This window comes from Rhodanobacter thiooxydans, assembly GCF_030291135.1.
GTDB classification, from domain to species: Bacteria; Pseudomonadota; Gammaproteobacteria; order Xanthomonadales; family Rhodanobacteraceae; genus Rhodanobacter; species Rhodanobacter thiooxydans_A.
On sequence record NZ_CP127409.1, the window covers coordinates 693,697 to 717,564 of the forward strand.

At 67.9% G+C, this 23,868-nt stretch carries 18 protein-coding genes; 7 read left to right on the plus strand and 11 right to left on the minus strand.

Going from position 1 to position 23,868, the window contains the following annotated elements; genetic code table 11:
* Positions 1-404: 404 nt before the first annotated feature.
* Positions 405-1,319 carry a UDP-3-O-acyl-N-acetylglucosamine deacetylase gene (lpxC, locus tag QQA13_RS02995; RefSeq protein ID WP_108471909.1) on the plus strand — a complete coding sequence of 305 codons (915 nt, stop codon included), beginning with the start codon at positions 405-407 and terminating at the stop codon, positions 1,317-1,319.
* A 184-nt stretch (positions 1,320-1,503) separates the two neighbouring features.
* Here lpxC and QQA13_RS03000 read toward each other — a convergent pair whose 3' ends face one another.
* Positions 1,504-1,986 carry a DUF721 domain-containing protein gene (locus QQA13_RS03000; protein ID WP_108471908.1) on the minus strand — a complete coding sequence of 161 codons (483 nt, stop codon included), beginning with the start codon at positions 1,984-1,986 and terminating at the stop codon, positions 1,504-1,506.
* Between the two features lie 27 nt (positions 1,987-2,013).
* Here QQA13_RS03000 and QQA13_RS03005 point away from each other — a divergent pair, with 27 nt between their 5' ends.
* Both QQA13_RS03005 and secA read left to right on the plus strand, forming a co-directional pair.
* On the plus strand, positions 2,014-2,943 hold the full coding sequence (locus QQA13_RS03005; protein WP_108471907.1) for a M23 family metallopeptidase: 930 nt from the start codon (positions 2,014-2,016) through the stop codon (positions 2,941-2,943).
* Between the two features lie 192 nt (positions 2,944-3,135).
* Entirely contained in the window at positions 3,136-5,871 is a 2,736-nt protein-coding gene (secA, locus tag QQA13_RS03010) for a preprotein translocase subunit SecA (protein WP_108471906.1), read from the plus strand.
* 72 nt (positions 5,872-5,943) lie between these two features.
* On the opposite strand, the gene QQA13_RS03015 is transcribed toward secA, so the two are convergent.
* The 9 genes from QQA13_RS03015 to QQA13_RS03055 all read right to left on the minus strand — a co-directional run bounded on the left by QQA13_RS03015 (position 5,944) and on the right by QQA13_RS03055 (position 15,118).
* Complete coding sequence (locus QQA13_RS03015) at positions 5,944-6,795, minus strand: symmetrical bis(5'-nucleosyl)-tetraphosphatase (protein WP_108472659.1); 852 nt, start codon at positions 6,793-6,795, stop codon at positions 5,944-5,946.
* A 15-nt stretch (positions 6,796-6,810) separates the two neighbouring features.
* On the minus strand, positions 6,811-7,194 hold the full coding sequence (gene apaG, locus QQA13_RS03020) for a Co2+/Mg2+ efflux protein ApaG (RefSeq protein ID WP_007509311.1): 384 nt from the start codon (positions 7,192-7,194) through the stop codon (positions 6,811-6,813).
* A 46-nt stretch (positions 7,195-7,240) separates the two neighbouring features.
* Complete coding sequence (gene rsmA / locus QQA13_RS03025; RefSeq protein ID WP_108472660.1) at positions 7,241-8,038, minus strand: 16S rRNA (adenine(1518)-N(6)/adenine(1519)-N(6))-dimethyltransferase RsmA; 798 nt, start codon at positions 8,036-8,038, stop codon at positions 7,241-7,243.
* On the minus strand, positions 8,035-9,081 hold the full coding sequence (pdxA, locus tag QQA13_RS03030) for a 4-hydroxythreonine-4-phosphate dehydrogenase PdxA (protein WP_108472661.1): 1,047 nt from the start codon (positions 9,079-9,081) through the stop codon (positions 8,035-8,037). The genes rsmA and pdxA overlap by 4 nt, the downstream gene beginning before the upstream one ends.
* 15 nt (positions 9,082-9,096) lie before the next feature.
* Positions 9,097-10,437: a peptidylprolyl isomerase gene (locus tag QQA13_RS03035; RefSeq protein ID WP_108472662.1), complete on the minus strand. Its 1,341-nt coding sequence runs from the start codon at positions 10,435-10,437 to the stop codon at positions 9,097-9,099.
* 34 nt (positions 10,438-10,471) lie between these two features.
* Positions 10,472-12,853: an LPS-assembly protein LptD gene (locus QQA13_RS03040; protein WP_108472663.1), complete on the minus strand. Its 2,382-nt coding sequence runs from the start codon at positions 12,851-12,853 to the stop codon at positions 10,472-10,474.
* 150 nt (positions 12,854-13,003) lie between these two features.
* On the minus strand, positions 13,004-13,924 hold the full coding sequence (locus tag QQA13_RS03045; RefSeq protein WP_108472664.1) for a histone deacetylase family protein: 921 nt from the start codon (positions 13,922-13,924) through the stop codon (positions 13,004-13,006).
* Between the two features lie 8 nt (positions 13,925-13,932).
* Positions 13,933-14,505, minus strand: coding sequence for a cob(I)yrinic acid a,c-diamide adenosyltransferase (locus tag QQA13_RS03050; protein WP_108472665.1), 573 nt, complete (start codon positions 14,503-14,505; stop codon positions 13,933-13,935).
* Between the two features lies 1 nt (position 14,506).
* On the minus strand, positions 14,507-15,118 hold the full coding sequence (locus tag QQA13_RS03055) for a hypothetical protein (protein ID WP_108472666.1): 612 nt from the start codon (positions 15,116-15,118) through the stop codon (positions 14,507-14,509).
* Positions 15,119-15,239: 121 nt separating this feature from the next.
* Here QQA13_RS03055 and ubiH point away from each other — a divergent pair, with 121 nt between their 5' ends.
* From ubiH to QQA13_RS03070, 3 genes are all read left to right on the plus strand, one after another.
* On the plus strand, positions 15,240-16,463 hold the full coding sequence (gene ubiH, locus QQA13_RS03060; protein WP_108472667.1) for a 2-octaprenyl-6-methoxyphenyl hydroxylase: 1,224 nt from the start codon (positions 15,240-15,242) through the stop codon (positions 16,461-16,463).
* Positions 16,460-17,671 carry a UbiH/UbiF/VisC/COQ6 family ubiquinone biosynthesis hydroxylase gene (locus tag QQA13_RS03065; RefSeq protein ID WP_108472668.1) on the plus strand — a complete coding sequence of 404 codons (1,212 nt, stop codon included), beginning with the start codon at positions 16,460-16,462 and terminating at the stop codon, positions 17,669-17,671. Before ubiH ends, QQA13_RS03065 begins: the two co-directional genes overlap by 4 nt.
* Before the next feature lie 135 nt (positions 17,672-17,806).
* Positions 17,807-18,601: a dienelactone hydrolase family protein gene (locus tag QQA13_RS03070; RefSeq protein WP_108472669.1), complete on the plus strand. Its 795-nt coding sequence runs from the start codon at positions 17,807-17,809 to the stop codon at positions 18,599-18,601.
* Positions 18,602-18,645: 44 nt separating this feature from the next.
* Here QQA13_RS03070 and QQA13_RS03075 read toward each other — a convergent pair whose 3' ends face one another.
* Positions 18,646-20,112: a GTPase domain-containing protein gene (locus QQA13_RS03075; RefSeq protein ID WP_108472670.1), complete on the minus strand. Its 1,467-nt coding sequence runs from the start codon at positions 20,110-20,112 to the stop codon at positions 18,646-18,648.
* Positions 20,113-20,319: 207 nt separating this feature from the next.
* On the opposite strand from QQA13_RS03075, the gene QQA13_RS03080 reads away from it, so the two are divergent.
* A complete protein-coding gene (locus tag QQA13_RS03080; RefSeq protein ID WP_286042471.1) occupies positions 20,320-23,868 on the plus strand; it encodes a hybrid sensor histidine kinase/response regulator in 3,549 nt (1,182 codons plus the stop codon).

A 23,868-nucleotide genomic window follows, 5' to 3' on the forward strand; every position in this document is an offset into this window, starting at 1 on the left:
GAAAGTATTGAACGAATGCCCGCTGGGTCGGTCACTATTCCCATCGTGTCGGCGGCCTTGGCCGATCGTGCCGAGGTGCGAGGTGGGTCGAGGATTGGCCTGGGGAGGCCGTTTGCAGGTGTAAGCAGCAAGGCTGTGCGTCGGGATGACGCACGACCAGCGGCCATGGGCTTCCCGTGGCGGCCGGTCCGATGCCCCGTGCCGGATTCCCGTCCAGGCACGGGGCGTCGTGTCGAACCATCGCTTGGTCGGGAAAACCGCAGCGGACGCTCCCTCAGCTTTCAAGGATGAAAGAAACATGAAGGCTTAATCAGACTGTACGGTACGGTTTGCTTTTATCGCAGGTTAAAACTGTGTTAGCATCCGCTCCTGATTGGCTGCTGCCTACACGGGTACCAACTACAATGATCAAGCAGCGTACGCTTAAGAACATCATCCGGGCGACCGGCGTCGGCCTGCACACGGGTGACAAGGTGTACATGACCTTGCGTCCTGCCGCGCCGAACACCGGCATCGTGTTCCGCCGCACGGATCTCGATCCACCGGTGGATATTCGCGCCCGCCAGGACAATGTCGGCGACACCCGACTGTCGACCACGCTGGTCAACGGCGATGTGCGCGTTTCCACGGTCGAGCATCTGCTCTCGGCGATGGCGGGCCTGGGCATCGACAATGCCTACGTCGACCTGTCCGCGCCGGAAGTGCCGATCATGGATGGCAGCGCCGGCCCGTTCGTCTTCCTGCTGCAGTCTGCCGGCATCGAAGAGCAGAACGTGGCCAAGCGCTTCATCCGCATCAAGAAGCCGGTGAAGGTGCAGGAAGGCGACAAGTGGGCCAGCTTCGAGCCGTTCGAAGGCTTCAAGGTCGGCTTCTCGATCGACTTCAACCACCCGATCATCAGCCAGCGCACCTCGCGCGCCGAGATCGACTTCTCCACCACCTCCTTCGTCAAGGAAGTGAGCCGTGCGCGCACTTTCGGCTTCATGCGCGACATCGAGATGCTGCGCGAACACAACCTGGCGCTGGGCGGCTCGATGGACAACGCTGTGGTGCTGGACGACTACCGCGTGCTGAACGAGGACGGCCTGCGTTACGAGGACGAGTTCGTCAAGCACAAGATCCTCGACGCGATCGGTGACCTGTACCTGCTCGGCCACAGCCTGATCGGCGCGTATCACGCGCACAAATCCGGTCATGAGCTGAACAACAAGCTGCTGCGCACGCTGATGGCCGATGCCTCGGCGTGGGAAGAGGTCAGCTACCAGGACGACCCGGCCACCTCGCCGATCTCCTACGCCCACCCGGCACAGGCGATCTGAGCCGACGCTCGCTTCTCCTCCACAAAGTCCTTACAAGAAACGGCCCTGTCGCGAGACAGGGCCGTTTTTCGTGATGCGTATCACATTTTTACCGCGTTACGCTTCACGCCTCCATGACATGGCGGATTACTCCTTAACAAACGGCGTGTTATAAAACCGCCTCCGGTACGCGGGTCGGTGCAGATCAGTCCGTGCCGGGCAAGGGGGAATCAGCGGTTTCGGCGAAGGACGCCAGCTCAAGGAACAGTACCCGCCATTCGGGGTCTGTGAATGACGCGGCGGCAGCCCTGAGGTGGGCGGCGGCGGCGGGCGAAAGCGGTTTCGACCGGTCCGGCGCTGTGGCGACCGGTGGTGGGGGAACTACTTTCACGGTGACTGAACTGGCGCAGGTGCCGATGGCATGTGCGGCGGCAAGGATTTGCGTCTGCATCAGTCGCAGGCGTGAGGCCCAGCCCGGTGAAGACGCCAGGAAGACGAGGCGGTCGTTGCGCAGGTTGGCGAATCTCACCTGCTCGCGCAATGGCGATGGCAACGTCTGGCGCAGTGCGCGGTCCAGCGCTTCCAGCGCACCGGCCTTTCGGGCCAGTGTCGCGAAGGAGCCGCAGTCGGCGAGGGACTTCGGTCTGTTGCCGGTGCGACGGGAAGTGGCCGGAGTGGCGCGCTGCATGGTGCCGGAATTCGACCCTGGAAAGACATGCAGATCATACTCGTATCACGCGCCAGGAAATTGCCGAAGACCCTCGACCTGGCGGATCACCGCCTGCGCTGGAAGCTGTTTTCGGCGGCCGCGCTGGCGGTGCTTGGTTGCATGGGGGCCGGCGTGGCGCTGGCCATGCTGGTGGCCAGCCCGCGTGATCGGGCACTGGTCGAGATCCACGACCTGCAGCAGCAGATCCAGCAGCAGAATGCCCAGCTGGGCGGCGTGCGCCAGGATGCCCAGCGTGGCCTCGATGCGCTGGCCGTGAAACTGGGCCAGCTGCAGGCCCAGTCGACCCGTCTGAATGCGCTGGGCGAGCGGCTGGCCGAGGTTGGCAAGCTCGACGATGGCGAGTTCGACTTCGACCAGCAGCCGGCGGTGGGTGGCGTCGAGGATGCCGGCAGCAGCGCCTACGCCCTGCCGCCCGCGCTGGACGACAGCATCAATCAGCTGGCCAGCCAGTTCGACCGGCAGCAGGCGCAGCTGTCGGCGTTGCAGAGCTTGCTGCTGGATGCCCGGATCGAGTCCAACCTGAAGCCGACCGGGATGCCGGTGCCGGGATACATCTCCTCCTATTTTGGCGTGCGCGCGGACCCGTTCGACGGCCGCTCGGCGCGGCACACCGGCATCGATATCTCGACCCCGCTCGGTACGCCGGTGCACACCGTGGCCGAAGGCATGGTGACCTTTGCCGGTGTTCGCAGCGGCTACGGCAACGTGATCGAGATCGACCACGGCAATGGCTACATGACCCGCTACGCGCATAACAGTGCGCTGGTGGCGCGTCCGGGCCAGCATGTGCAGGTAGGTGACGTGATCGCCCGCGCGGGTTCCACCGGCCGCTCCACCGGGTCGCATGTGCATTTCGAGGTCTGGTACGACGGCCGCGTGGTCAATCCGCTGGCGTTCGTGCGCAACCACCGCTGACGCCGGGTCTTCGCCCCGGCCATCCCTTGAATCCCGCTCCGGCTGGCGCCATTCAGGACGGCGTGGCGGCATGGCCTGGCCGGCCGTATCCCGGTGGGGCCGGCCTCATGGGCGGCGCCCGGCGGGCATGTAGTAACATGCCTGATTGGCCCGCGCCTGCCGCAGGCATTTCACTCCCAACCCGGAAGATCGATGTTCAATCGTGCCCTGACGAGCCTGTTTGGTAGCCGCAACGAACGCGTATTGCGCCAGCTTTCCAAGAGTGTCAACCGCATCAATGCGCTGGAGCCCGAATTCGAAAAGTTGAGCGACGACGCGCTGCGCGGCAAGACCGACGAGTTCAAGCAGCGCGTCGCCGCGGGCGAATCGCTGGACAAGCTGCTGCCGGAAGCTTTCGCGGTGGTGCGCGAGGCGGCCAAGCGTACCCTGGGCATGCGTCACTACGACGTGCAGATGATCGGCGGCATGGTGCTGCACCAGGGCAAGATCGCCGAGATGCGCACCGGCGAGGGCAAGACCCTGGTCGGCACGCTACCGGTCTACCTGAATGCGCTGGCGGGCAAGGGCGTGCACGTGGTCACCGTGAACGACTACCTGGCCCGGCGCGACTCGGCCCAGATGGGCAAGCTGTACAACTTCCTCGGCCTGGCCGTGGGGGTGGTGTACCCGGGCATGGACCACGCCGACAAGCACGCGGCCTACGCTGCCGACATCACCTACGGCACCAACAACGAGTTCGGCTTCGACTACCTGCGCGACAACATGGCGCTGAGCAAGGAACAGCGCTACCAGCGCGGCCTGCACTATGCGATCGTCGACGAGGTCGACTCGATCCTTATCGACGAGGCGCGCACGCCGCTGATCATCTCCGGCCCGGCCGAGGATTCCCCGCAGCTGTACCTCGCGGTGAACAAGATCGTGCCGCAGATGGTCCGCCAGGCCGAGGAGGACGGCGAGGGCGACTACTGGGTCGACGAGAAGCAGAAGCAGGTGCACCTGTCCGAGGCGGGCATGCAGCATGCTGACGAACTGCTGCGCGCGGGCGGCGTGATCGAACAGGACAGCGGCCTGTACGACTCCAAGAACCTGGCAGTGGTGCACCACCTCAACGCCGCGCTGCGCGCCAACGGCATCTACCAGCGCGACGTGGACTACATCGTGCGCGACGGCGAGGTGATCATCGTCGACGAGTTCACCGGCCGCACCCTGCCGGGCCGGCGCTGGTCGGACGGCCTGCACCAGGCGGTCGAGGCGAAGGAGGGCGTGCCGATCCAGCGCGAGAACCAGACGCTGGCCACGGTGACGTTCCAGAACCTGTTCCGCATGTACAAGAAGCTGGCCGGCATGACTGGCACGGCCGACACCGAGGCGTTCGAGTTCCAGAGCATCTACGGCCTGGAGGTGGTGGTGATCCCCACCCACAAGCCGATGATCCGCAAGGACAACCCGGACATGATCTTCCTGTCGCAGACGCCGAAGTACAACTCGGTGATCGAAGACATCAAGGATTGCCACAAACGCGGGCAGCCGGTGCTGGTCGGTACCACCTCGATCGAGGTATCCGAGCTGCTGTCCGAACTGCTGAAGAAGGCCGGCGTGCCGCACGAAGTGCTCAATGCGAAGCAGCACGAGCGCGAGGCGCACATCGTCGCCCAGGCCGGCGCGCCTAGTCAGGTCACCATTGCCACCAACATGGCCGGCCGTGGTACCGACATCGTGCTCGGCGGCAGCATGGACGCCGCGTTGGCGATGCTGCCGGAAGGCGCCAGCGAGCTCGATCGCCAGCGCGTCAAGACCGATTGGAAAAAACTGCACGAGCAGGTGCTTGCTGCCGGCGGCCTGCACATCATCGGTACCGAGCGGCACGAGTCGCGGCGCATCGACAACCAGCTGCGTGGCCGTTCCGGCCGCCAGGGCGATCCGGGCTCCTCGCGCTTCTACCTGTCGCTGGAAGACAACCTGCTGCGCATCTTCGGCGGCGAAGGCCTGGTGCGCTGGATGAAGCGCTTTGGCATGAAGGACGACGACGCGCTGGAAGATCGCATGATCAGCCGGCAGATCGAGAAGGCGCAGCGCAAGGTCGAACAGCACAACTTCGACATCCGCAAGCACCTGCTGGAATTCGATGACGTCGCCAACGACCAGCGCAAGGTGATCTACCGCCAGCGCGACGAACTGCTCGACGGCGAAGAGGTGCAGGCCACCGTCGCCGACATCCGCGACGACGTGGTGCAGAGCATGGTGCGCGGATTCGTGCCGGATGACAGCATCGACGAGCAGTGGGACTTGGCCGGTCTCGACCGCGAGCTGGAAAGCGAGCTTGGCCTGTCGCTCGACCTCAAGCGCTGGGTCGAGCAGCAGCACGAGATCGACGCGAAGATGATCCTCGAGCACGTGCGCGGCGCGGTGAACGAACTGTTCCAGGCCAAGGAAGCGCAGATCGGCGCCGAGACCATGCGCCAGCTTGAAAAACACATCATGCTGACCGTGGTCGACAACGCCTGGAAGGATCACCTGGCAAGCATGGATTACCTGCGCCAGGGCATCTACCTGGTCGGCTACGCGCAGCAGGACCCGAAGCAGGCGTTCAAGCGCGAGTCGTTCAAGCTGTTCTCCGACATGCTCGAGCGGATCAAGGCCGAAGTGGTGCAGATGCTGGCGCGGATCCGTATCCGCAGCGAGGAGGAAGTCGCCGCGATGGAGGCCGAGCAGCGGCGCCTGGCTGATCGCCTGCAGAAACAGATGCTGGCCAGCGGCGGCGGTGCGCCGGCGGAAGGCGCGTTCGGTGGCGCCGCGGAACCGGCGGTGGGTGCCGGCATGCGCCTGGCCCAGCCGGCCCAGCACGACGGCCCCAAGGTCGGTCGCAACGACCCGTGCCCGTGCGGCTCGGGCAAGAAGTACAAGCACTGCCACGGCCAGCTGGCCTGAGCCGGTTCGACAGGCATGAAAAACCCCGCCGCGGCGGGGTTTTTCATGCCTGTCGGTTCGATCCGTAGCGAATCAATCCTCGCCGCCCGGCGGCCGCTTGCGATGCGGCTCGGCGTTGACCGTGACGTATTGCGGCTCCTCGCTGTCCAGTCGCAGGGCGGTGAGCTGTCCGCCCCAGACGCAGCCGGTGTCGATCGCGTGCACGCCGAGGCCGGCGAATCGGCCCAGCGTCGACCAGTGGCCACAGACGATGCGGGTGTCGCGCCGGCGCATGCCGGGCACCTCGAACCACGGGTACAGTCCGGCCTTCTGCGTGCCGGGGATGCCCTTCGCCTCGAAGTCGATGCGGCCGTTGACGTCGCAGTAGCGCATGCGGGTCATCGTGTTGATGGTGGCGCGCTGGCGATCCAGGCCTTGCAGCCGGCTCGTCCACTGCGCCGGCCGGTTGCCGAACAGGTTGCGCAGCAGCCGCGGGTGGCGCGGGCTGGACAGCTCGCGCTCGACATCCTGGGCGGAACGCATGGCCTGGCGCAGCGTCCACATCGGTGCCAGGCCCGCGTGCACCATGGTCCAGTTCAGCTGCTCGTCGTGGTGCAGCAGCTTTTGCGAGCGCAGCCACTCGAACAGCACCGGCGCGTCGTCGGCGAACAGTACCTCGCGCAGCTCCGGGTTCACCCGGGCCTGCGCGTCGGGCCGGCGCTGGGCGATGGCCAGCAGGCTCAGGTCGTGATTGCCCAGGGTGACCACGCTGTGCTCGCGCAGGCCGTGGATCAGCCGCAGCGTGTCCAGCGATTGCCCGCCGCGGTTGACCAGGTCACCGCAGAACCACAGCTGGTCCTGCGCCGGGTCGAAGCGCACTTTCTCCAGCAGGCGTTGCAGTTCGGGATAGCAACCCTGCACGTCGCCGATCGCGTACGTAGCCATGTCAGCGCAGGGCCATCAGTGCAGCGTACGCGGAATGGACAAGGTGAAGGTCGGGATGGGCGCCTCGAATTCCGTACCGTCGTCGGCCAGCATCTGGTAGCTGCCGCCCATGGTGCCGACCGGGGTTTCCAGCACGGCGCCGGAGGTGTATTCGAAATCGTCGCCGGGCCGCATCCACGGCTGTTCGCCGACCACGCCTTCGCCGGTCACTTCCTCCACCTTGCCGTTGGCGTCGGTAATCATCCAGCGGCGGGTGAGCAGGCGCGCGGGCATCTCGCCGGCATTGCGCAGGGTAACGGTGTAGGCGAAAACGTAGCGATTGTCACCGGGCTTCGATTGATCGGGGACGAAGCGGGTTTCGACCTGCACGTCGATCGTGTAGGAAGATTTTTCAGTCATGTCCGGATTGTAAGGCCTGTCGCCGCGAATGGGGCGCCGCCGCCCGTCAGAGACTGCCGTAGACCTTGGCCAGGCGCACGAAGTCGGCCGGGGCGAGGGTTTCGGCGCGCGCTTTCGGGTCGACGTCGGCGCGACGGATCGCCTCGGCATTGAGCAATTGCTTCAGCGCATTGGCCAGTGTCTTGCGCCGCTGCCCGAACGCGGCCTTGACCACGGCGTAGACATGCCCGGGCTGTGCGTCATGCAGCTCGTGCGGTTCCAGCGGCAGCAGCCGCACCACGGCGGACTCCACCTTCGGCGGCGGGCGGAAGGCTTCCGGCGGCACGTCGAACAGCGGCTCGACCCGGCACGCCAGCTGCAGCATCACCGACAGCCGGCCGTACACCTTGCTGCCCGGTTCGGCGGCCATGCGCTCGACCACTTCCTTCTGCAGCATGAAGTGCATGTCGGCGATCGCCGCGGCGTGCTCGATGCAATGGAACAGGATCGGGCTGGAGATGTAGTACGGCAGGTTGCCGGCGATGCGCAGCCGCGGCACGCCATGACTGTGTGCGAGCGCGCTGAAGTCTACCTTCAACACGTCGGCGTGGATGATGTGCAGTTCTCCCGCGGCGGCGGCACGCGCCTGCAGGGCGGGGATCAGGTCGGTGTCCAGCTCGATCGCAGTGAGCTTGCCGGCCGCGGCCAGCAGCGGCAGGGTCAGTGCGCCCTCGCCGGGGCCGATCTCGACCACGAAGTCCTCCGGCCGCGGCGCGATCGCGCTGACGATGCGGTCGATGTAGCGCCGGTCGTGCAGGAAATGCTGGCCGAAACTTTTCTTGGGGCGTGCGGGGGCGTGGTTCATGGGGTCTTTCGCAAGGTTGGGCCCTCACCGCGCTCCTCTCCCCGCAGGGGCGAGGACGGATGAGCGCCACGGTGCGCCACGAGTTCCAAGGCCATGTTCGCCGCGGCGATCAGGCTGGCCGGGTCGGCGGTGCCGGTGCCGGCCAGGTCCAGCGCGGTGCCGTGGTCGACCGAAGTGCGGATGAACGGCAGGCCGAGGGTGAGGTTCACGGTGCGGTCGAATGCCTCGCTTTTCAGCACCGGCAGCGCCTGGTCGTGGTACATCGCCAGCACCGCGTCGTAGCGTGCACGCTGCGCCGGCACGAAGGCGGTGTCGGCCGGCAGCGGGCCGAGAAGTTGCAGGCCTTCGGCGCGCAGCTCGTCCAGCAGCGGGATGATGGTGTCCAGTTCCTCGCGGCCGAGGTGGCCGCCCTCGCCGGCGTGCGGGTTGAGGCCGAGCACCGCGATGCGCGGCTCGGTCAGGCCGAACTTCGCGCGCAGTTCGGCGTGCACGATGCGCAGCGTGCGCGCCAGCGACTCGCGGGTGATCTCCGTCGACACCGCCGCCAGCGGCAGGTGGGTGGTTGCCAGCGCCACCCGCAATTCCGGGCTGGCCAGCATCATCACCACGTCGGCGTGCGCGCGTCCGGCGAAGAATTCGGTATGCCCGCTGAAGCGGATGCCAGCGTCGTTGATCGAGGATTTCTGCAGCGGCGCGGTGACCACGGCGTCGTAGCGTCCGGCCATGCAGCCGTCGGCGGCCTCGGCCAGGGTGTCCAGCACGTGCCGGGCGTTGCGCGGATCGGGCCGGCCGGGGACTTCGTCGATCGTCAGCGGGGTGTGGTGCACACGCAGCGTGCCGGGGCGACGCGCCGTCTGCGTGCTGCCGTCGTCATCGGCCAGTTCGACGGCCAGGCCGCAACGCGACGCGGCGCGTTGCAGCAGGTTGCGGTCGGTGATCGCCACCAGGCTGGCCGCCAGCGGCGTGGCCGCCAGGCGCACCAGCAGCTCGGGGCCGACGCCCGCCGGCTCACCCGCGGTAAGCGCGAGCCGGGGCAATGGCATGACGTTCAGCCGCCTTTACGGCGAGCTGGCGGCAGCCCGGTCGTCCGCGACGCGCAGCTCGGGCACCAGGATGTCGACATAGGCATTGGAACGCAGGTCACGCAGGTAGTCGTCGTAGGCCTGCTCGGACTTGCGCGTGCCGATGGCCTGACGTGCCTGGTCGCGTTCGATCTGCACGGTCTGGTCGCTCTGGCGTTCGCCGAGCCGCTGCACGATGTGCCAGCCGGCGGAACTCTGGAACGGCTTCGACACCTGGTTGTCCTTCAGCTGGGCCAGCTGGGCGGCGATCGCCTCGCCCCACGCCTGCGGCGGGAACCAGCCCATGTCGCCACCGAGGTTGGCGGTGGTGTCGTCCTTGGAGTTTTCCTTCGCCAGGGTGGCGAAGTCCTCGTGCTTGTCGACGATGCGGTGGTACAGGTCCTGCGCCTTCTGCTCGGCCTGGGCCGGGGTCAGCAGTTCGCTCGGCTTGATCAGGATTTGCCGGGCGTGCAGCTCGGCGACCACCTTGCGGCTGCTCTGGCGCTGGTCAACCAGCTTGAGGATGTGGAAGCCGGTCGGGCCGCGCAGTGCCGGGCTGACGTCGCCGGGCTTCATCGAGGCGATGGTGTCGGCGAAGGCGGGCGGAATCTCGTCCAGTCGGCGCCAGCCGAGGTCGCCGCCGTCCAGTGCATCGGACGCATCGGAGTAGCGGATCGCGGCGGCGTTGAAATCCATGCCACCCTTGATCGCGGCCAGCGCCTGCTCGGCCTTGGCCTGGCTGGCCTGGATCGCGGCGGCGTCGGCGCCGCCGGGAATGCTGATCTGGATGTGCGCCAGATGCACTTCGCCGGCCTTGTAGGTCGGGCTGCTGAGCAGGTTGTCGATCTCGCTGTCGGTGACCGATACCGAATCCTGCACCACGCTCTGGTGCAGCCGCTGCACGGTGATCTGGTCGGCCAGTTGCTGGCGGAACGAGGCAAAGCTGGCACCGCTGCGTTCCACCTCGGTACGCAACTGCTCGGGACTGAGCTTGTTCTGCTGGGCCACGCCCTGGATCGCCTGGTCGACATCGGCGTCGGAGACGTGGATGCCCTGGTCCTGCGCCTTCTGGATCTGCAGGCGCATCAGTACCAGCCGATTGAGTACCTGCTGCTGCAGCACGTTCATCGGCGGCAACTGCTCGGTGTGGCCGGCGTACTGCTGCTGCACCGAGGCCACCGCGTCGTTCAGCTCGCTCTGCAGGATCACGTCGTCGTTGACCACGGCCACGATGCGGTCCAGCGACTGGCCGGCCGGCGCGGCCGGGGCCAGCAGCTGGGCGTGGGCGGGGAGCATGATCGCGAGCGCGAGCAGGAGAGATGCGAGGGATTGCTTCATCTGTGGAAAGCCTGGGTCGCCGGGGCGAATGCGTTTATTGATAGCCGAGAATATCACGGCGCAGCAGTGGATCGATTTGGCCGCCGGTGGAGCCCAACCCCTTGAAAACCACTTCGAACATGACGGCGTTGTCGCGATGGTTGGTGTTGCCGCCGGTCGGAACCGGGCCGAAGCCGTAGTAGCTCTGGTTCACGTAGCTGCGCCCCACCAGCCGTAGCGACACGCAGCAGCTGTCGTATTCCACGCCCGCCAGTGCATCGACGCTCTCGCGGTCCTTGACCGAATAGGTCCATGCACCCACCAGTCGCCAGCGTTCGGACACCGGGTAGACCACGGACGCGCTGTATTGTTCCAGCAGCCCGCGACGGTAGCGGTAGGAGAAGTTGAGGATGCCGTCGGTGCGGATGCGCCGCTGCAGTTGCACCGCGGCCAGGTCGGTGAGGCGGGTGTTCGGGCTCCACTGGTAGGCGCTGTTCAGGCGCCAGCGGTCGCTGAGCTGCATGTCTAGCTGGGCCACGTAGGCCGAGCGCACCCAATCCGTGCCCAGCACTTTCTGCGGGCTGAAATAGTGGATCTGGCCGATGCTGGCCGACACCCGCTCGACGCCGCCGTCGTCCAGCAGACGGGTGGTGAGCGCGGCGGTGAGGTTGTTCGCATCCATCTGGCGGTCGGCGCCGGAGAACTGGTTGGTCGAAAACAGCTGCCAGTAGTCGAACGACATCGTCCGGGTGTCGAACAGTGGCAGGTTGTTCTGGTTGCGGTACGGCACGTACAGGTAGTAGAGCCGCGGCTCCAGGGTCTGCGTGTAGCTGTCGCCGAACAGCGTGGTGCTGCGGTCGAACACCAGTCCGCTGTCGAGGCTGACGATCGGCAGCGATCGGCTCGGCGACTGCTGATCGAACGGTGTTTTCCTGCCGCTGCCGAGTCGCCCGCTGTAACCGTAATTCTGGTAACCGTTGTCCAGCTGGTAGGCGGTGTAGCGATAGCCGAGCCTTGGCCGCACGAACCACGCCGAGCTACCGAAGTCCGCCTCCAAGTAGGGATACAGGTCTTCGCGCTGGCCTTCGACGGAGCCGGTCCTGCGGAATGCCACCGCCGAGCTGTCCATGCCGAATTCCAGCCAGCGTGACAGCGGCACGTCGAGGCTGAACTTCGCGTAGGGCAGCTGCTTGTACGGCAGGCCGCTGTCGGTCACGAACGGGTTCATGTTCTGGTAGATGGTGCCGCCGAAGGAGGCGTTCCACCACTTGCCGCCGCCCACGATCGCGGCGTTGGAGGCCAGCGTATAGACCGCGGCGTGGGACAGGGCGTCGCCGTAGTCGTACAGGTAGCTGCTGTCCGAGGCGTGGTTGTACGAACCGACGAATTGCCAGCCTTTCCACAATTGCGTGTTGTCGGCGAATTTCACCAGGTAGCGCGAGTCGCCCTTGGTGTCGGCCAGGCCGTCGCTTTCGCCGTGGTCGTTCGGCACGTATTCCACGTTGAGCTGGCCGCGGCTGCCCGGCGTCAGGTAACGGAATTCGCCGGCCAGCATCGCGCCGCGCGCGCTGTAGATGCGCGGGTCCAGCGTGGCATCGTAGTTCGGTGCCAGGTTCAGGTAGTACGGCGTGCTGATCTCGTAGCCCGCGCGGCTGGTATGGCCGATGGTTGGGTAGAGGAAGCCGGTCTTGCGGCGGTCGTCGACCGGGAAGCTGAAATACGGCAGGTACAGGAACGGCACGTTGCCCAGGCGCATGGTGGCGTTGCGCGCCACGCCGACGCCGGTCTCCTTGTTGATGGTGATCGACTTGGCGCGGAACTCCCACAGGTGGTGGCCGACGTCGCAGGTGGAGTAGGTGGCCTGCGAGTAGCGCGTGTGCTGCGCATCCAGCATCTGGCCCTGGCCGGCGGTGCCGTTGCCGCGCGCGTCGAGCATCTGGTAACGCACGTCGTTGGCGACGCCGCGGCTGGCTTCGGTATTGCCGCGCATGCTCGAGGCGGCCAGCAACTGGCCGGCTTCCTGGTAGCGCACGTTGCCGCGGGCGTCGTAGTCGGTGTTCTGGTCGTTGTAGTCGATGCGCTCGGCCTGCAGCTGCTGGTCGGCACGCTGCAGTTTCACTTCGCCGGACAGGTGGTAGACCGACTGGTTGGAGCTGTCCACGTGCTGCGCCTGCACCAGGGTGGGGCTGGTTTCGCGCAGGCGGGTGTCCGTGCCCAGGCTGGGGTCGTAGAACTCCAGCAAGGCGTTGGGCCGGCACATCGCGTAGTTGAGCGGGCGCGGCGCACAGTGGAACGAGCCCAGCGGGCAGGCCTGGTCGATCGGGGCGGCGGGACTCGCGGGCCGGGCCTGGGTGCTGCTGGCGTCGGCCTGGCCGCCGAACAGGGCAAGGGCGGCAGCGACTGCCAGCAGGCGGCGTGGAGGTAGCTTGGGCGTCACGGGGAATCTGCCGGCTTCGAAGGCTCGTTAAGCTAGCAGAAAGACCCCCCGGACGGCAGCTGAACGTTTCCCGCCACACGCCGGGATTCAGCATGGGCGGGCATCAAACGGGGAAATTCGATGCGGGGCAGCGGTGTGCTGCGCAGGTTTTTACTCGATGAGGGCGCCGACGTGCGCGCTCACGCTGGCAGCCAGCGCGGCCAGGTCATAGCCGCCCTCCAGGGTGGAGACCAGCCGCCCGCCGGCATGCGCGTCGGCCAGCGCCGCCAGCCGTCCGGTGATCCACGCGTAGTCTTCCTGACCCAGTCGGAGGTCGGCCAGCGGGTCGTCGCGGTGGCCGTCGAAGCCGGCCGAGACCAGTACCAGCTGCGGCTTGAAGGCATGCAACCGAGGCAGCAGCACGCCGTCCCACAGCTCGCGGAATTCGTACGAGCCGGCGCCGGGCGACAGCGTGCCATTGGCGATGTTGCCCACGCCGCGTTCGTCCTCACCGCCGCTGTCAGGGTAGAGCGGCGACTGGTGGCTGGAGACGAACAGCACGCGCGGCTCGCGCTCGAATATGTCCTGGGTGCCGTTGCCGTGGTGCACGTCAAAATCGGCGATGGCGACCCGCTTCAGGCCATGTGCGGCCAGCGCATGGGCGGCGCCCACCGCGATGTTGTTGAACAGGCAGAAGCCCATCGCCCGCTCGCGCGTGGCGTGGTGGCCGGGCGGGCGCACCGCGCAGAACGCACGCCGCACTTCGCCGCCGAGCACCGCGTCGACCGCGGCCACCACGGCGCCGGCCGCATGCAGCGCCGCCTCGGTCGAGCCGGGGCCCATCACGGTGTCCTGGTCCAGCGCGAGCAGGTCGCCTGGCGGTGCACCGAGCAGGATTTCCCCGACGTGGGCCGCGTCGTGCACGCGCCAAAGCTGTTCGCGGGTCGCCTGCGGCGCCTCGATGCGGTCGAGCGCGGCGAAACGGTCGTGGTCCAGCGCCTGCAACACCGCGTACAGCCGTGACGGCCGTTCGACGTGTCCCGGGCCCGGGTCGTGCTGCAGGCAGGCAGGGTGGGTGTACAGCCGCAGCATGCCGCGGCTTACCCGACAGGTTTGGGCTTGCGGCGGCGTTCGTGCTGCCACAGCACTTCGCCGTGGCCGCTGGCGCGGGCCAGCACGCGCGCGATCACGAACAGCAGGTCGGACAGCCGGTTCAGGTAGCGCTGCGGCTGGTTGCGGATATCTTCCACCCGCGACAGCGCGATCACTTCGCGCTCGGCGCGGCGGCACACGGTGCGCGCCAGGTGGCCACAGGCGGCGGCCATGCCACCGCCGGGCAGGATGAACTCCTTCAGCGGCGGCAGCGGTTCGTTGAGTTCGTCGAGGATGCGCTCCAGCCGCTCGATGTCGCTGTCCTCGACCATCGCCATGCCGGGAATGCACAGCTCGCCGCCGAGGTCGAACAGGTCGTGCTGCACCTGGGTCAGTGCCTCGCGCACTTCGTCATCGACGCCGTCGGCGGCCAGCAGCATGCCGATCGTGCTGTTGAGCTCGTCCACCGTGCCATAGGCGTTGACCCGCAGCGAATCCTTGCCCACCCGCGAACCGTCGCCGAGGCCGGTGCTGCCGTCATCGCCGGTGCGCGTGTAGATCTTCGAGAGCCGGTTGCCCACGTCAGTGCCGGATGTGGCCGCTGCGCTGCGATGCGTGCGCCAGCTGGGTCGCCAGCACGTGCAGCACGGCGCCCAGCGCCACGTAGACCGAGGTGCCGGCGAGGAACGGCAGGTACCAGTCGCCAAGGTTGCCGAACCACGCGCCGAGGCTGCGCGGTGCCGGCACGCTGGCGCTGATCCAGTAGAAGCTGCCGTTGGAGACCAGATAGCAGACGCCCTCGGCGACCAGCAGTGTGGCCACCGCGAGGCCCAGCGTACGCAGGTTCAGGCCCTGCTGGCGCTTCGCCAGCCAGCTGCCGCCCAGCCACAGCGCCGCGTAGGACGGCAGCAGGAACCAGTAGGCCGGCGACACGCAGTAATGGCTCCAGAAGTCGATGCCTTGGCCGCTGATTACCAGGTAGTCCACCAGCACCGCCTCGGCCATCAGCAGCGCAAATGTCATCCAACCGGCCCAGCGGCCCTGGCCGCGCAGCCAGAAGCCGGCGAGGAAGAACACGCCCCACGAGGCATCCCACAGCGCGTGGTGCAGCAGCGAGGGGTGGAAGCGGGTGACGCCCATCACCAGGGCCAGGCCCAGGAAGATGGCCAGGCGTCGGGTCGTTGCGATTGCCATGTGGACTCCGTGCTGCTCGGCTGAATACAGATGTCGAAGTTTAGCCCAATGCGGCCGGGCCGATGCGCCGGTGTCACGCCGCCCGGTGCGGAGACGTCGTGCCCGCGCGTATCATCCGGGCATGAATCCCTCCGCAACCCCTGTCGAGGGCGGCGTGCTGATCGTTGGTGGCGGCCTGGTCGGCGCCAGCCTGGCGATCGCGCTGGATGCCGCCGGCATCGCCGCCACCCTGGTCGAGGCCGCCGCGCCGCGCGCCGATGCCCAGCCCAGCTACGACGAGCGCAACCTGGCGCTGGCCCGGGCCACCGTCAACGGGCTGGCGGCGATCGGCGTGTGGCGGCATGCCGCCGCCCGCGCCACGCCGATCCGGCACATCCATGTCAGCCGTGCCGGCGAGTTCGGCAGCGCGCGCATCGATGCCGACAAACAGGGCGTCGATGCACTGGGCTGGACCCTGCCGGCGCGCGAGCTCGGCGCCGCGCTGCTGCGCCGGCTGGACGAATGCACCCGGCTGACCCGGCTGGCGCCGGCCACCCTGTCCGCGCTGCAGCCGCTGGCCGGCGGCTGGCGCGCGCAGATCGAAACCGGCGACGGGACGCGCAGCCTCGATACGCCGCTGCTGGTCGGCGCCGACGGCACGCATTCGTTCGTACGTGCGCAGCTCGGCATCGACGCCGAACGGCACGACTATCGGCAGACCTTGTTCGTGTGCACGGTCACCCCGGAACGCGACCACGCAAACCGCGCGTACGAACGTTTTGCCGACGACGGGCCGGTCGCGTTGCTGCCGCTGGCTGAGCGCCGCTGCGGCCTGGTGCTCACGGTGTCCGCCGACGAGGCCGAGGCGGTAGTCGCGCTGGACGATGCGGGTTTTATCGACCTGGCACAGCGTCGCTTCGGCTGGCGGCTGGGTCGCCTGAGTCGACCCGGCAGGCGCCATCCGTATGCGATCCACCGGGTGGCGGCGACGCAGCTCGTCGCACCACGCGCGGTGCTGGTCGGCAACGCGGCACAGACCGTGCATCCGATCGGCGCGCAGGGTTTCAACCTGGGCCTGCGCGATGCGCTGACCCTGGCCGAGCTGGTGGCGGGCGCACCCGATCCGGGCGCTGCCGATCTGCTGGCGCGCTACGCTGCGCGGCGCGCGCCAGACCGCACTGGCACCATGGCGATGAGCCACGGCCTGGTGCGGCTGGCCTGCCTGCCGCAACCGCTGCTGGCGCCGCTGCGCTCGCTGGCCTTGCTGGCCTGCGACCGGCTGCCGCCGCTGCAGCGCGCACTGGCGCGACGCGGCATGGGTTTTCGCGGCGAGCCGCCTTTGGCGGTGCTGGAGCGCCTGCCATGAACGCTCCGCTGCAGGACATGCCTTCCCGCCGCCGCGCCCCCGCGCTGGACGTGGCCGTGGTCGGCGGCGGCATGGTCGGCGCCGCCGCTGCGCTGGCGCTGGCACGGGCCGGCTTCAGCACCGCTTTGCTGGAGGCGCGCGCGCCGGTGGCATGGGACGCGAGCGCCGAGGTGGACCTGCGCGTGGTCGGGCTGGCGCCGTCGTCGCTGACATTGCTTGACGAACTGGACGTCTGGACGTCCATCCGCCACGCTCGCGCCGGCCCTTACACGCGCATGCACGTGTGGGATGCCGAAAGCGGCGCGGCGATCGATTTCGACGCGGTCAGCGAGGGCCGCGACCGGCTCGGCTATATCGTCGAGAACAACCTGGTGCAATGGACGCTGTGGCAGGCGCTGGGAGCTGCCGGCGTGCGCCGGCTGTGCCCGGCCGAAGTGAAAGGTTTCGAGGCGCGCGAGGATCGCATCCAGCTGGAGTTGACCACCGGCGAGACATTGGCAGCGGGCCTGCTGGTGGCGGCCGACGGCGCTGCCTCGCCACTGCGCCGGCTGGCCGGCATTGGCACGCGTGGCCGCGACTACGCGCAGCGCGCGGTAGTGGCGCACGTCGCCACCGAGCGCCCGCACCAGGACACCGCCTGGCAGCGTTTCCTGCCGGGCGGCCCGCTGGCGCTGCTGCCGCTGGCGGACGGGCGCAGCTCGATCGTGTGGTCGCTGCCCGAGACCGAGGCGCAGCGGGTGCTGGCGCTGGACGACAAGACTTTCCTCGACGAACTCGGCGTGGCCAGCGACTTCCGGCTGGGCCGGATCGTCGCCAGCACGCCGCGTGCGGCGTTCCCGTTGAAGCTGCAACTGGCCGAGCGCTACCAGGCCGACCGTGTCGTGTTGCTGGGGGATGCCGCGCACGCGGTGCATCCGCTGGCCGGGCAGGGCGTCAACCTGGGCCTGCGCGACGTGGCCGAATTGCGCGACACGCTGGTCGACGCCCGCGCGGCCGGCCGCGACATCGGCGCCGCCCACGTGCTGCGCCGCTACGCGCGCCGCCGGCGCAGCGCCGACACGCTGGACGCGCTGGGCTTCGACGCGCTGGCGCGCATCTACGCATGGCAGTCGCCGGCGCTGGTTGCCGCGCGCAGCGTCGGCGTGCGCCTGCTGGATCGATTCGCGCCACTGAAGCGGCGGTTCTCGGAACACGCCGCCGGACTTTGATCTTTGCCCCTCCCCCCGTTCGCAGGGGGAGGCCGGGAGGGGGTGAAGCTCTTGGCTTGAAGATCAAGAGCGACCCCACCCCAACACTCCCCTGCGTGCAGGGGAGGGCGCTGCCAACCCACCGGAGGATCAACCATGCGTATCGCCCGACTTTGCTGTCTGCTGTTGCTGGCCGGTTCGAGTTTTTCGATACAGGCGAAGATGGTGCGCCGCCCGGTCGAGTGGACGCAGGACGGCACCCGTTTCCACAGCGTACTGGTCTACGACGACGCGTCGAGCGCGAAGCGGCCCGGGCTGGTGATGGTGCCGAACTGGTACGGCATCAACGACGTGGCGGTAAAGAAGGCCGAGATGATCGCCGGCAAGGAATACGTGATCCTGCTCACCGACATGTACGGCGCCGGCGTGCGTCCGCAGCCGGGTAATGCCGATCAGGCGCAGGCGGCGGTGAAGCCGCTGTACGCCGATCGCGCGCTGATGCGCAAGCGGATCAACCTGGCGCTGGGCCAGCTGAAGGCGCAGGCAGCCAGTGCGCCGCTCGACGCATCGAAGCTCGCCGCCATCGGTTTCTGTTTCGGCGGCTCGGCGGTACTCGACCTTGCGCGCAGCGGTGCCGATGTGGCCGCGGTGGTGTCGTTCCACGGTGGCCTGGATACCGACAACCCGGCGTTGGCTAAGAACATCAAGGCACGCGTGCTGGTGATGAACGGCGCCGACGACAAGGGCACCATGCCCGACGCGGACAAGTTCATGGACGAGATGCGCATGAGCCCTGCCGACTGGCAGTTCGTGGTGCTCGGCCACGCCGTGCACTGCTTCACCGAAATCGGCGAGAACTCGCCGGGCTGCCGCTACGACGAGCGTGCCGCCACCCGCAGCTACCGGCTGATGCATGACTGGCTGCGCGCGGCGTTCGCCGGCACGCCATAGCGATTCGCGGGGCGACAGCCCCGTTCTCAAAATCAGCTCGTGGATCAGTTCGCGCGTTCGCGCTCGCGCACCGCTTCCATGGTCAGCGTGGCCAGCTGGCGCAGGCGTGTGCCGCCGGCGTCGGCGAGTAGTTCCTTGAGACGGGCGCCGGCGTCGTCCTGGTCGAGGCTGTGGCGTTCGGCCAACGAGGCGGCAAGAGCACGGCCCATCGAGTCGAAGATCAGCGCGTAGGCGAAGGCGTGCAGCACGCCGCCACCCAACGTGCCGAGGCCGGGGAACGCCTTCAGCGCGTTGCCGGCGACGGCCAGCACGATCGAGCTGCCGGTGCGCAGGGTGAGTTTGGCCTGCTGCACGAAATCCTCGATCTGCACCTCGCTGACCTTGACACCGTACAGCTCGGCCAGCGCGCGGGTGAGGCCGGTGGCAAGCACGCCCTGGATCACCAGGTCGCTGCCCGGCGCCACCGCGGCCAGAGCGCCGACGATGGCGCGGCGGGCGTACTTGCGCACGATGCGCTCGGCTTCCTCGGCGCGGGTTTGCGCTTCCAGCGTGCCGGTGCGCTGGTGCAGGCCGGCCAGCACGGCGTTCTCGCGCAGATCCTCCAGGCCTTCGGCGCCGGGTGCGGTGAGCCGTTCGAGGGCCTGCAGCAGCGGTTCGATCGCGGGCTTGCGTTGGCGTTCGACCGACTCGGTACTGCCGTCGGCAAGCTGGCGTTGGTAGCGCTCGCTGCCGCCGGCACTGACCGCCAGCACGGCGCTGGCGACGCCGTGGGCGTGTCGGCGCAGGCGCGCCAGCAATTGATCGAGTTCGGCATCGTTCCACTGGTCGGCCTTGTTCAGTACCAGCAGCAGCGGCTTGCCGAAGTCGGCCAGCCAGCGCAGTTCGTCGGCCTGGCTACGGTTGAGGTCGCCGGCACAAAGATAGATCACGGCGTGCGCGCGCAGTGCTTCCTCGCGCGCCAGCGTTTCGTGCGCCTCGCCGCCGGCCTCGCGGCTGCCGGGCACGTCAGCCAGTACCAGCGTGCGGCCGTCCGGCAGGCTGCCGTCGTAGTGGTCGATGGCGCGGGTGGTGCCGCCGCGGGCGTCGCTGGCGACCTGTGCGTGCGGTGCCAGTGCGCGGATCAGGCTGGACTTGCCGGTGGATATTTCGCCGAACAGCGCCACGTAGACGCGCGCGCTGGCGCGGCGGCGATCGAGCTCGCCCAGTTCGGCGGCGAGCGCGCCGGTGTCGGCGCCGCGTTCGCGCAGCTGGCCGATGCGCTGCTCCAGGCTGCCGCGATTGGGTGCCGGCGGCGGCCGGCGCTTGCGGCGCGGACGCAGCAGCCACCACAGCACGGCGAGGCCGGCCGCGGCGAAGATCAGCAGCACGCCGCCCAGCGTCCATTGCAGCCAGGTCGGCAACGCGAGGAAGCGTTGCGCCAGGGCGAGCGCACGTTCGGCGGCCGCGAACAGCAGCCATAGCAAGGCGGCCATGGCTAGCGCGGAGAACAGCAATCGCAGGCGTCGGGACATCCGCGCATTCTAGCCAGCTTCCTGGCGTCGACCTTGCGCACGCCTGTTCGCGCCCGCGACGTGGTTTTGGCACTATCGTGTGTCGGGACGCGGCTTCGGCCGAGGCCGGTGCGGATTCGCAGCGCCGGATCAGGGGGACTGATGGGGAACGGATCAAGGTTGTCCGCTTGGCTGCTGGGCGTGGTCCTGGGCGCGTTGTTTGTGTCCATGCCCGCTGTCCTGGCGGAACCCGTGGCGCCGGACACACAGGCGGCCGGTCCGTTGCCGACGCCGCAGTTCCGCCGCTACGGGACGATGGACGGCTTGCCCAGCGGCGCGATCTACGCCGTGGCACAGGATCACAACGGCCTGATGTGGTTTGGCTCGGCCGGCGGCCTGGTGCGCTTCGACGGGGTCGGCTTCAAGGTGTTCCGGCATGCGACGGATGACCCGAACTCCTTGCCCGCCAACCCCACGTATTCCCTGCTGATCGATCGCGACAACCGGGTCTGGACCGGTGGCATTTCGACCGGGCTGATTGCCTATGACCAGAAGAGCGAGCGCTTCCGGTGGTGGACCCACGATGACAAGCAGGCGGCCAGCCTGGCCAGCGATGAAGTCTGGGACATGGCACAGACGGCCGACGGCACGTTGTGGGTGGCCACGGAGGGCGGCCTCGATCGTATGCGACCGGATGGAAGCGGGTTCGACCACATGCCGCTGGACGTTGGCGGTGGGAAACGCTCCGCCTCGTTCGGCCAGACGCGGGCGCTGTTTGCCGGGGCCGACGGTCGCCTGTGGATCGGCGCGGAAAGTGGCCTGTACCTGCGCGAGCCCGACGGCACGGTGCGCAAGGTGCCGGTGGATCCCTCGTTTCGCGGCGACCTGAGCAAGACCTGGCGCATCGACGGCGGGCACGGCGAGATCCGGGTGTCGCTGACCGGCGGTCTGCTGATCATCGGTGCCGATGGCGTGGCGCGGCCGCTGGCGAGCCGGCAGCTGTCATCGCAACGGATCATGAGCAGCACTCGTGACGCTTCGGGGCGGCTGTGGATAGCCACGGCCGATGGTGTCTTTCTGGACCGCGTCGACGCGAATCCTGTCGACGGAGACCATCTCGATGGGCAGCTGCAGCGGATCGCCGCTCAACCGTTGTTGCAGGGTGGGCTGCCCGGCAACAAGACGTGGCAGACGACTCTCGATGGCGAAGGTGGACTGTGGATCACCTTCGATCAATCCAGCATCGCCTACCTGCCGCCGGGATGGAGCGGGTTCTCCCGCTTTACCCACATTCCGGATGATGCCGACAGTCTGACCGGCATTGCGGCGTCGACGATTCTGATGAGTCGTGATGGCAGGTTGTGGCTGGGTGGCAACGATGGCTGGATCGACAAGCTGGATGCGGTCACCGGCCGGATACAGCATGTCGTGCGGGGCATCCAGGGGCAGATCGTGTCGCTGGCGGAGGACACGCGTGGCCGCCTGTGGATCGACAGCCCGCCCCAGCTCCATCTGCTCGACCGGGGCAAGCTCGCTTCGATCGATCTCGGCCATGCGCGGGTGACACGGCCCGTGCTGCTCTGTGCTGGCGACGCTGGACGGATGTACGTCGCCTCATGGAATGAAGGCGTGTTCGTCGTCGACCCCGACAGCCTGGTCATCACACCGGTGCCGATGGAGCAGGGCAGCGACGGCATCCTGCGTCCCGATCAGATCACTTTCCATGCGGGCAGCCTCTGGTATGCGAGCGAGGGCGGCTTGCTGCGGCAGGATGACAAGGACGGGAAACTGCATTTCGTGCCGGGCATACCGCGTCAGGAGATCGTTGCTTTCGCCTTCGATGCGACGGGCTTCTGGCTGGCCACCAGTGACTCGGCGATCGAACACTACCGGTATGCCGACGGACGTGCAGTGCAAGATGACAGCATCGATTTCGGCCACGAGGAGCCCAAGTCCGATCTGCGCGACTTGCGGGTGGATCGACAGGGCCGGTTATGGGTGTTTGCCAATCCGGGCCTGTGGCTGTTCGATCAGCACACGCGCCGCTTCAAGTCGTTTGGTCCGGCGCATGGCCTGTCGAATGCAAATTTCGACGGTACCGCGACCGCCATGGCGCCCGACGGAATGATATTTGTCGCCAGCAGCGGCGGCGTCGTGGCATTCCAGCCCGAACGGCTGTTGCAGACGGAGAAGACCGGCTCGTTGCCGGCGTTGTCGCTGGCGTATCTCAACGTGCAACGCGCCGGCGAAGTACGCGCCATCGCCCTCGACAGCAAGGTGGTGCAACTGGGCTGGCGCGATCGTGACCTGCGCGTCGGTGTACGGCTCGCTTCGTACGTCAACCCCGCGGTCAACCGCTACCGCTTCCGGTTGCACGGGTTCGACAGCGGCTGGGTCGATGCGGGCAATCGTGCCGAGCGGGATTTTGCGGGGCTTGCCGCGGGCGATTACACGCTGGAAGTGCAGGCTGCCGGTGCCGGTGATCGCTGGGTCGGGCTGGCCACGCCGATCAGCATCCATGTGCAGGCCCCGCCGTGGCTGCGCTGGTGGGCATGGGTCATCTATGTGTTGCTGCTGGCGGCGCTGGTCGGCCTGGTGCTGCGCAGCTGGCGGCGGCGCATGGCGCAGCGCCACCACGTGCAGCTGGTCGAGCAGCAGCGGCAGCTGGCGGAGGCGGCGAGCGCGGCGAAGACGCAGTTCCTGGCCACGCTGAGCCACGAGATCCGCACCCCGATGACCGGCGTGATGGGCATGGCCGAGCTGCTCCTGAGCACGCCGCTGGACCGGCAGCAGCAGGGCTACACGCAGGCGATGCAGCGTTCCGGCGGGATGCTGCTGAAGCTGCTCAACGATGCGCTGGACCTGGCCCGGATCGAGGCGGGCAAGCTGGAACTGGAGCCGGTGCCGTTCGAGCCGCGGCAACTGCTGGAGGACGTGGCGCAGCTGGAACAGGGCCTGGCGCACGCCAAGGGCATCCGCTTCGTGCTCGACGTGGCCGGGGACCTGCCAGCGCAACTGCTCGGCGACGCGGTGCGGATCAAGCAGATCCTGCTGAACCTGGCCAACAACGCGTTGAAGTTCACCGAGCACGGCAGTGTCACGCTGAGTGCGCAGCGCCAGCCCGACGGTCTGCAGTTCAGCATCAGCGACACCGGCCCGGGCATTCCCGAGGCGAGCCAGGCGCGGCTGTTCCAGCGCTTCGAGCAGGCCGACAGCCCGCAGCGGCGCGCCGGCAGCGGCTTGGGCCTGGCGATCTGCCGCGAGCTGGTGGACATGATGGGCGGCAGCATCGAGCTGGAGTCGCGGCTGGGGTACGGCAGCACGTTCCGGGTACGGCTGCCGCTGGCCGAGCCGGCGGTGGTGCCGCCGCCGGTGGAGCGGCCAAGTGGGCGCAGCTACCGGCTGCTGCTGGTGGAGGACGACACCATCGTGGCGGCAGTGATCCGCGGTCTGCTGGAGCGCGAGGGCCACGCGGTGGTGCACGTGGTCAACGGGCTGGCCGCGCTGGCCGAGCTGGCGCACACGCAGTTCGATGCGGTGCTGCTGGACCTGGACCTGCCGGGCGTCGACGGTTTCCAGGTGGCGCGGCTGATCCGCCAGCGCGAGCACGCGGGGCAGCACCTGCCGATCGTGGCGGTGACCGCCCGCCAGGGCAGCGAGGACGAGGCGAAGGCGCGTGCGGTGGGCATGGACGGCTTCCTGCACAAGCCGCTCAGCGGCGAGCAACTGGTCGGCGCGCTGGCGCGGGTGGTGGACGGTGCCACCGCGCCGGCATGA

Excerpts from the sequence above, each read along its gene's own strand:
- lpxC (WP_108471909.1), top strand. The coding sequence starts at position 405 with ATGATCAAGCAGCGTACGCTTAAGAACATCATCCGGGCGACCGGCGTC.
- QQA13_RS03000 (WP_108471908.1), bottom strand. The coding sequence starts at position 1,986 with ATGCAGCGCGCCACTCCGGCCACTTCCCGTCGCACCGGCAACAGACCG.
- QQA13_RS03005 (WP_108471907.1), top strand. The coding sequence starts at position 2,014 with ATGCAGATCATACTCGTATCACGCGCCAGGAAATTGCCGAAGACCCTC.
- secA (WP_108471906.1), top strand. The coding sequence starts at position 3,136 with ATGTTCAATCGTGCCCTGACGAGCCTGTTTGGTAGCCGCAACGAACGC.
- QQA13_RS03015 (WP_108472659.1), bottom strand. The coding sequence starts at position 6,795 with ATGGCTACGTACGCGATCGGCGACGTGCAGGGTTGCTATCCCGAACTG.
- apaG (WP_007509311.1), bottom strand. The coding sequence starts at position 7,194 with ATGACTGAAAAATCTTCCTACACGATCGACGTGCAGGTCGAAACCCGC.
- rsmA (WP_108472660.1), bottom strand. The coding sequence starts at position 8,038 with ATGAACCACGCCCCCGCACGCCCCAAGAAAAGTTTCGGCCAGCATTTC.
- pdxA (WP_108472661.1), bottom strand. The coding sequence starts at position 9,081 with ATGCCATTGCCCCGGCTCGCGCTTACCGCGGGTGAGCCGGCGGGCGTC.
- QQA13_RS03035 (WP_108472662.1), bottom strand. The coding sequence starts at position 10,437 with ATGAAGCAATCCCTCGCATCTCTCCTGCTCGCGCTCGCGATCATGCTC.
- QQA13_RS03045 (WP_108472664.1), bottom strand. The coding sequence starts at position 13,924 with ATGCTGCGGCTGTACACCCACCCTGCCTGCCTGCAGCACGACCCGGGC.
- QQA13_RS03055 (WP_108472666.1), bottom strand. The coding sequence starts at position 15,118 with ATGGCAATCGCAACGACCCGACGCCTGGCCATCTTCCTGGGCCTGGCC.
- ubiH (WP_108472667.1), top strand. The coding sequence starts at position 15,240 with ATGAATCCCTCCGCAACCCCTGTCGAGGGCGGCGTGCTGATCGTTGGT.
- QQA13_RS03065 (WP_108472668.1), top strand. The coding sequence starts at position 16,460 with ATGAACGCTCCGCTGCAGGACATGCCTTCCCGCCGCCGCGCCCCCGCG.
- QQA13_RS03070 (WP_108472669.1), top strand. The coding sequence starts at position 17,807 with ATGCGTATCGCCCGACTTTGCTGTCTGCTGTTGCTGGCCGGTTCGAGT.
- QQA13_RS03075 (WP_108472670.1), bottom strand. The coding sequence starts at position 20,112 with ATGTCCCGACGCCTGCGATTGCTGTTCTCCGCGCTAGCCATGGCCGCC.
- QQA13_RS03080 (WP_286042471.1), top strand. The coding sequence starts at position 20,320 with ATGCCCGCTGTCCTGGCGGAACCCGTGGCGCCGGACACACAGGCGGCC.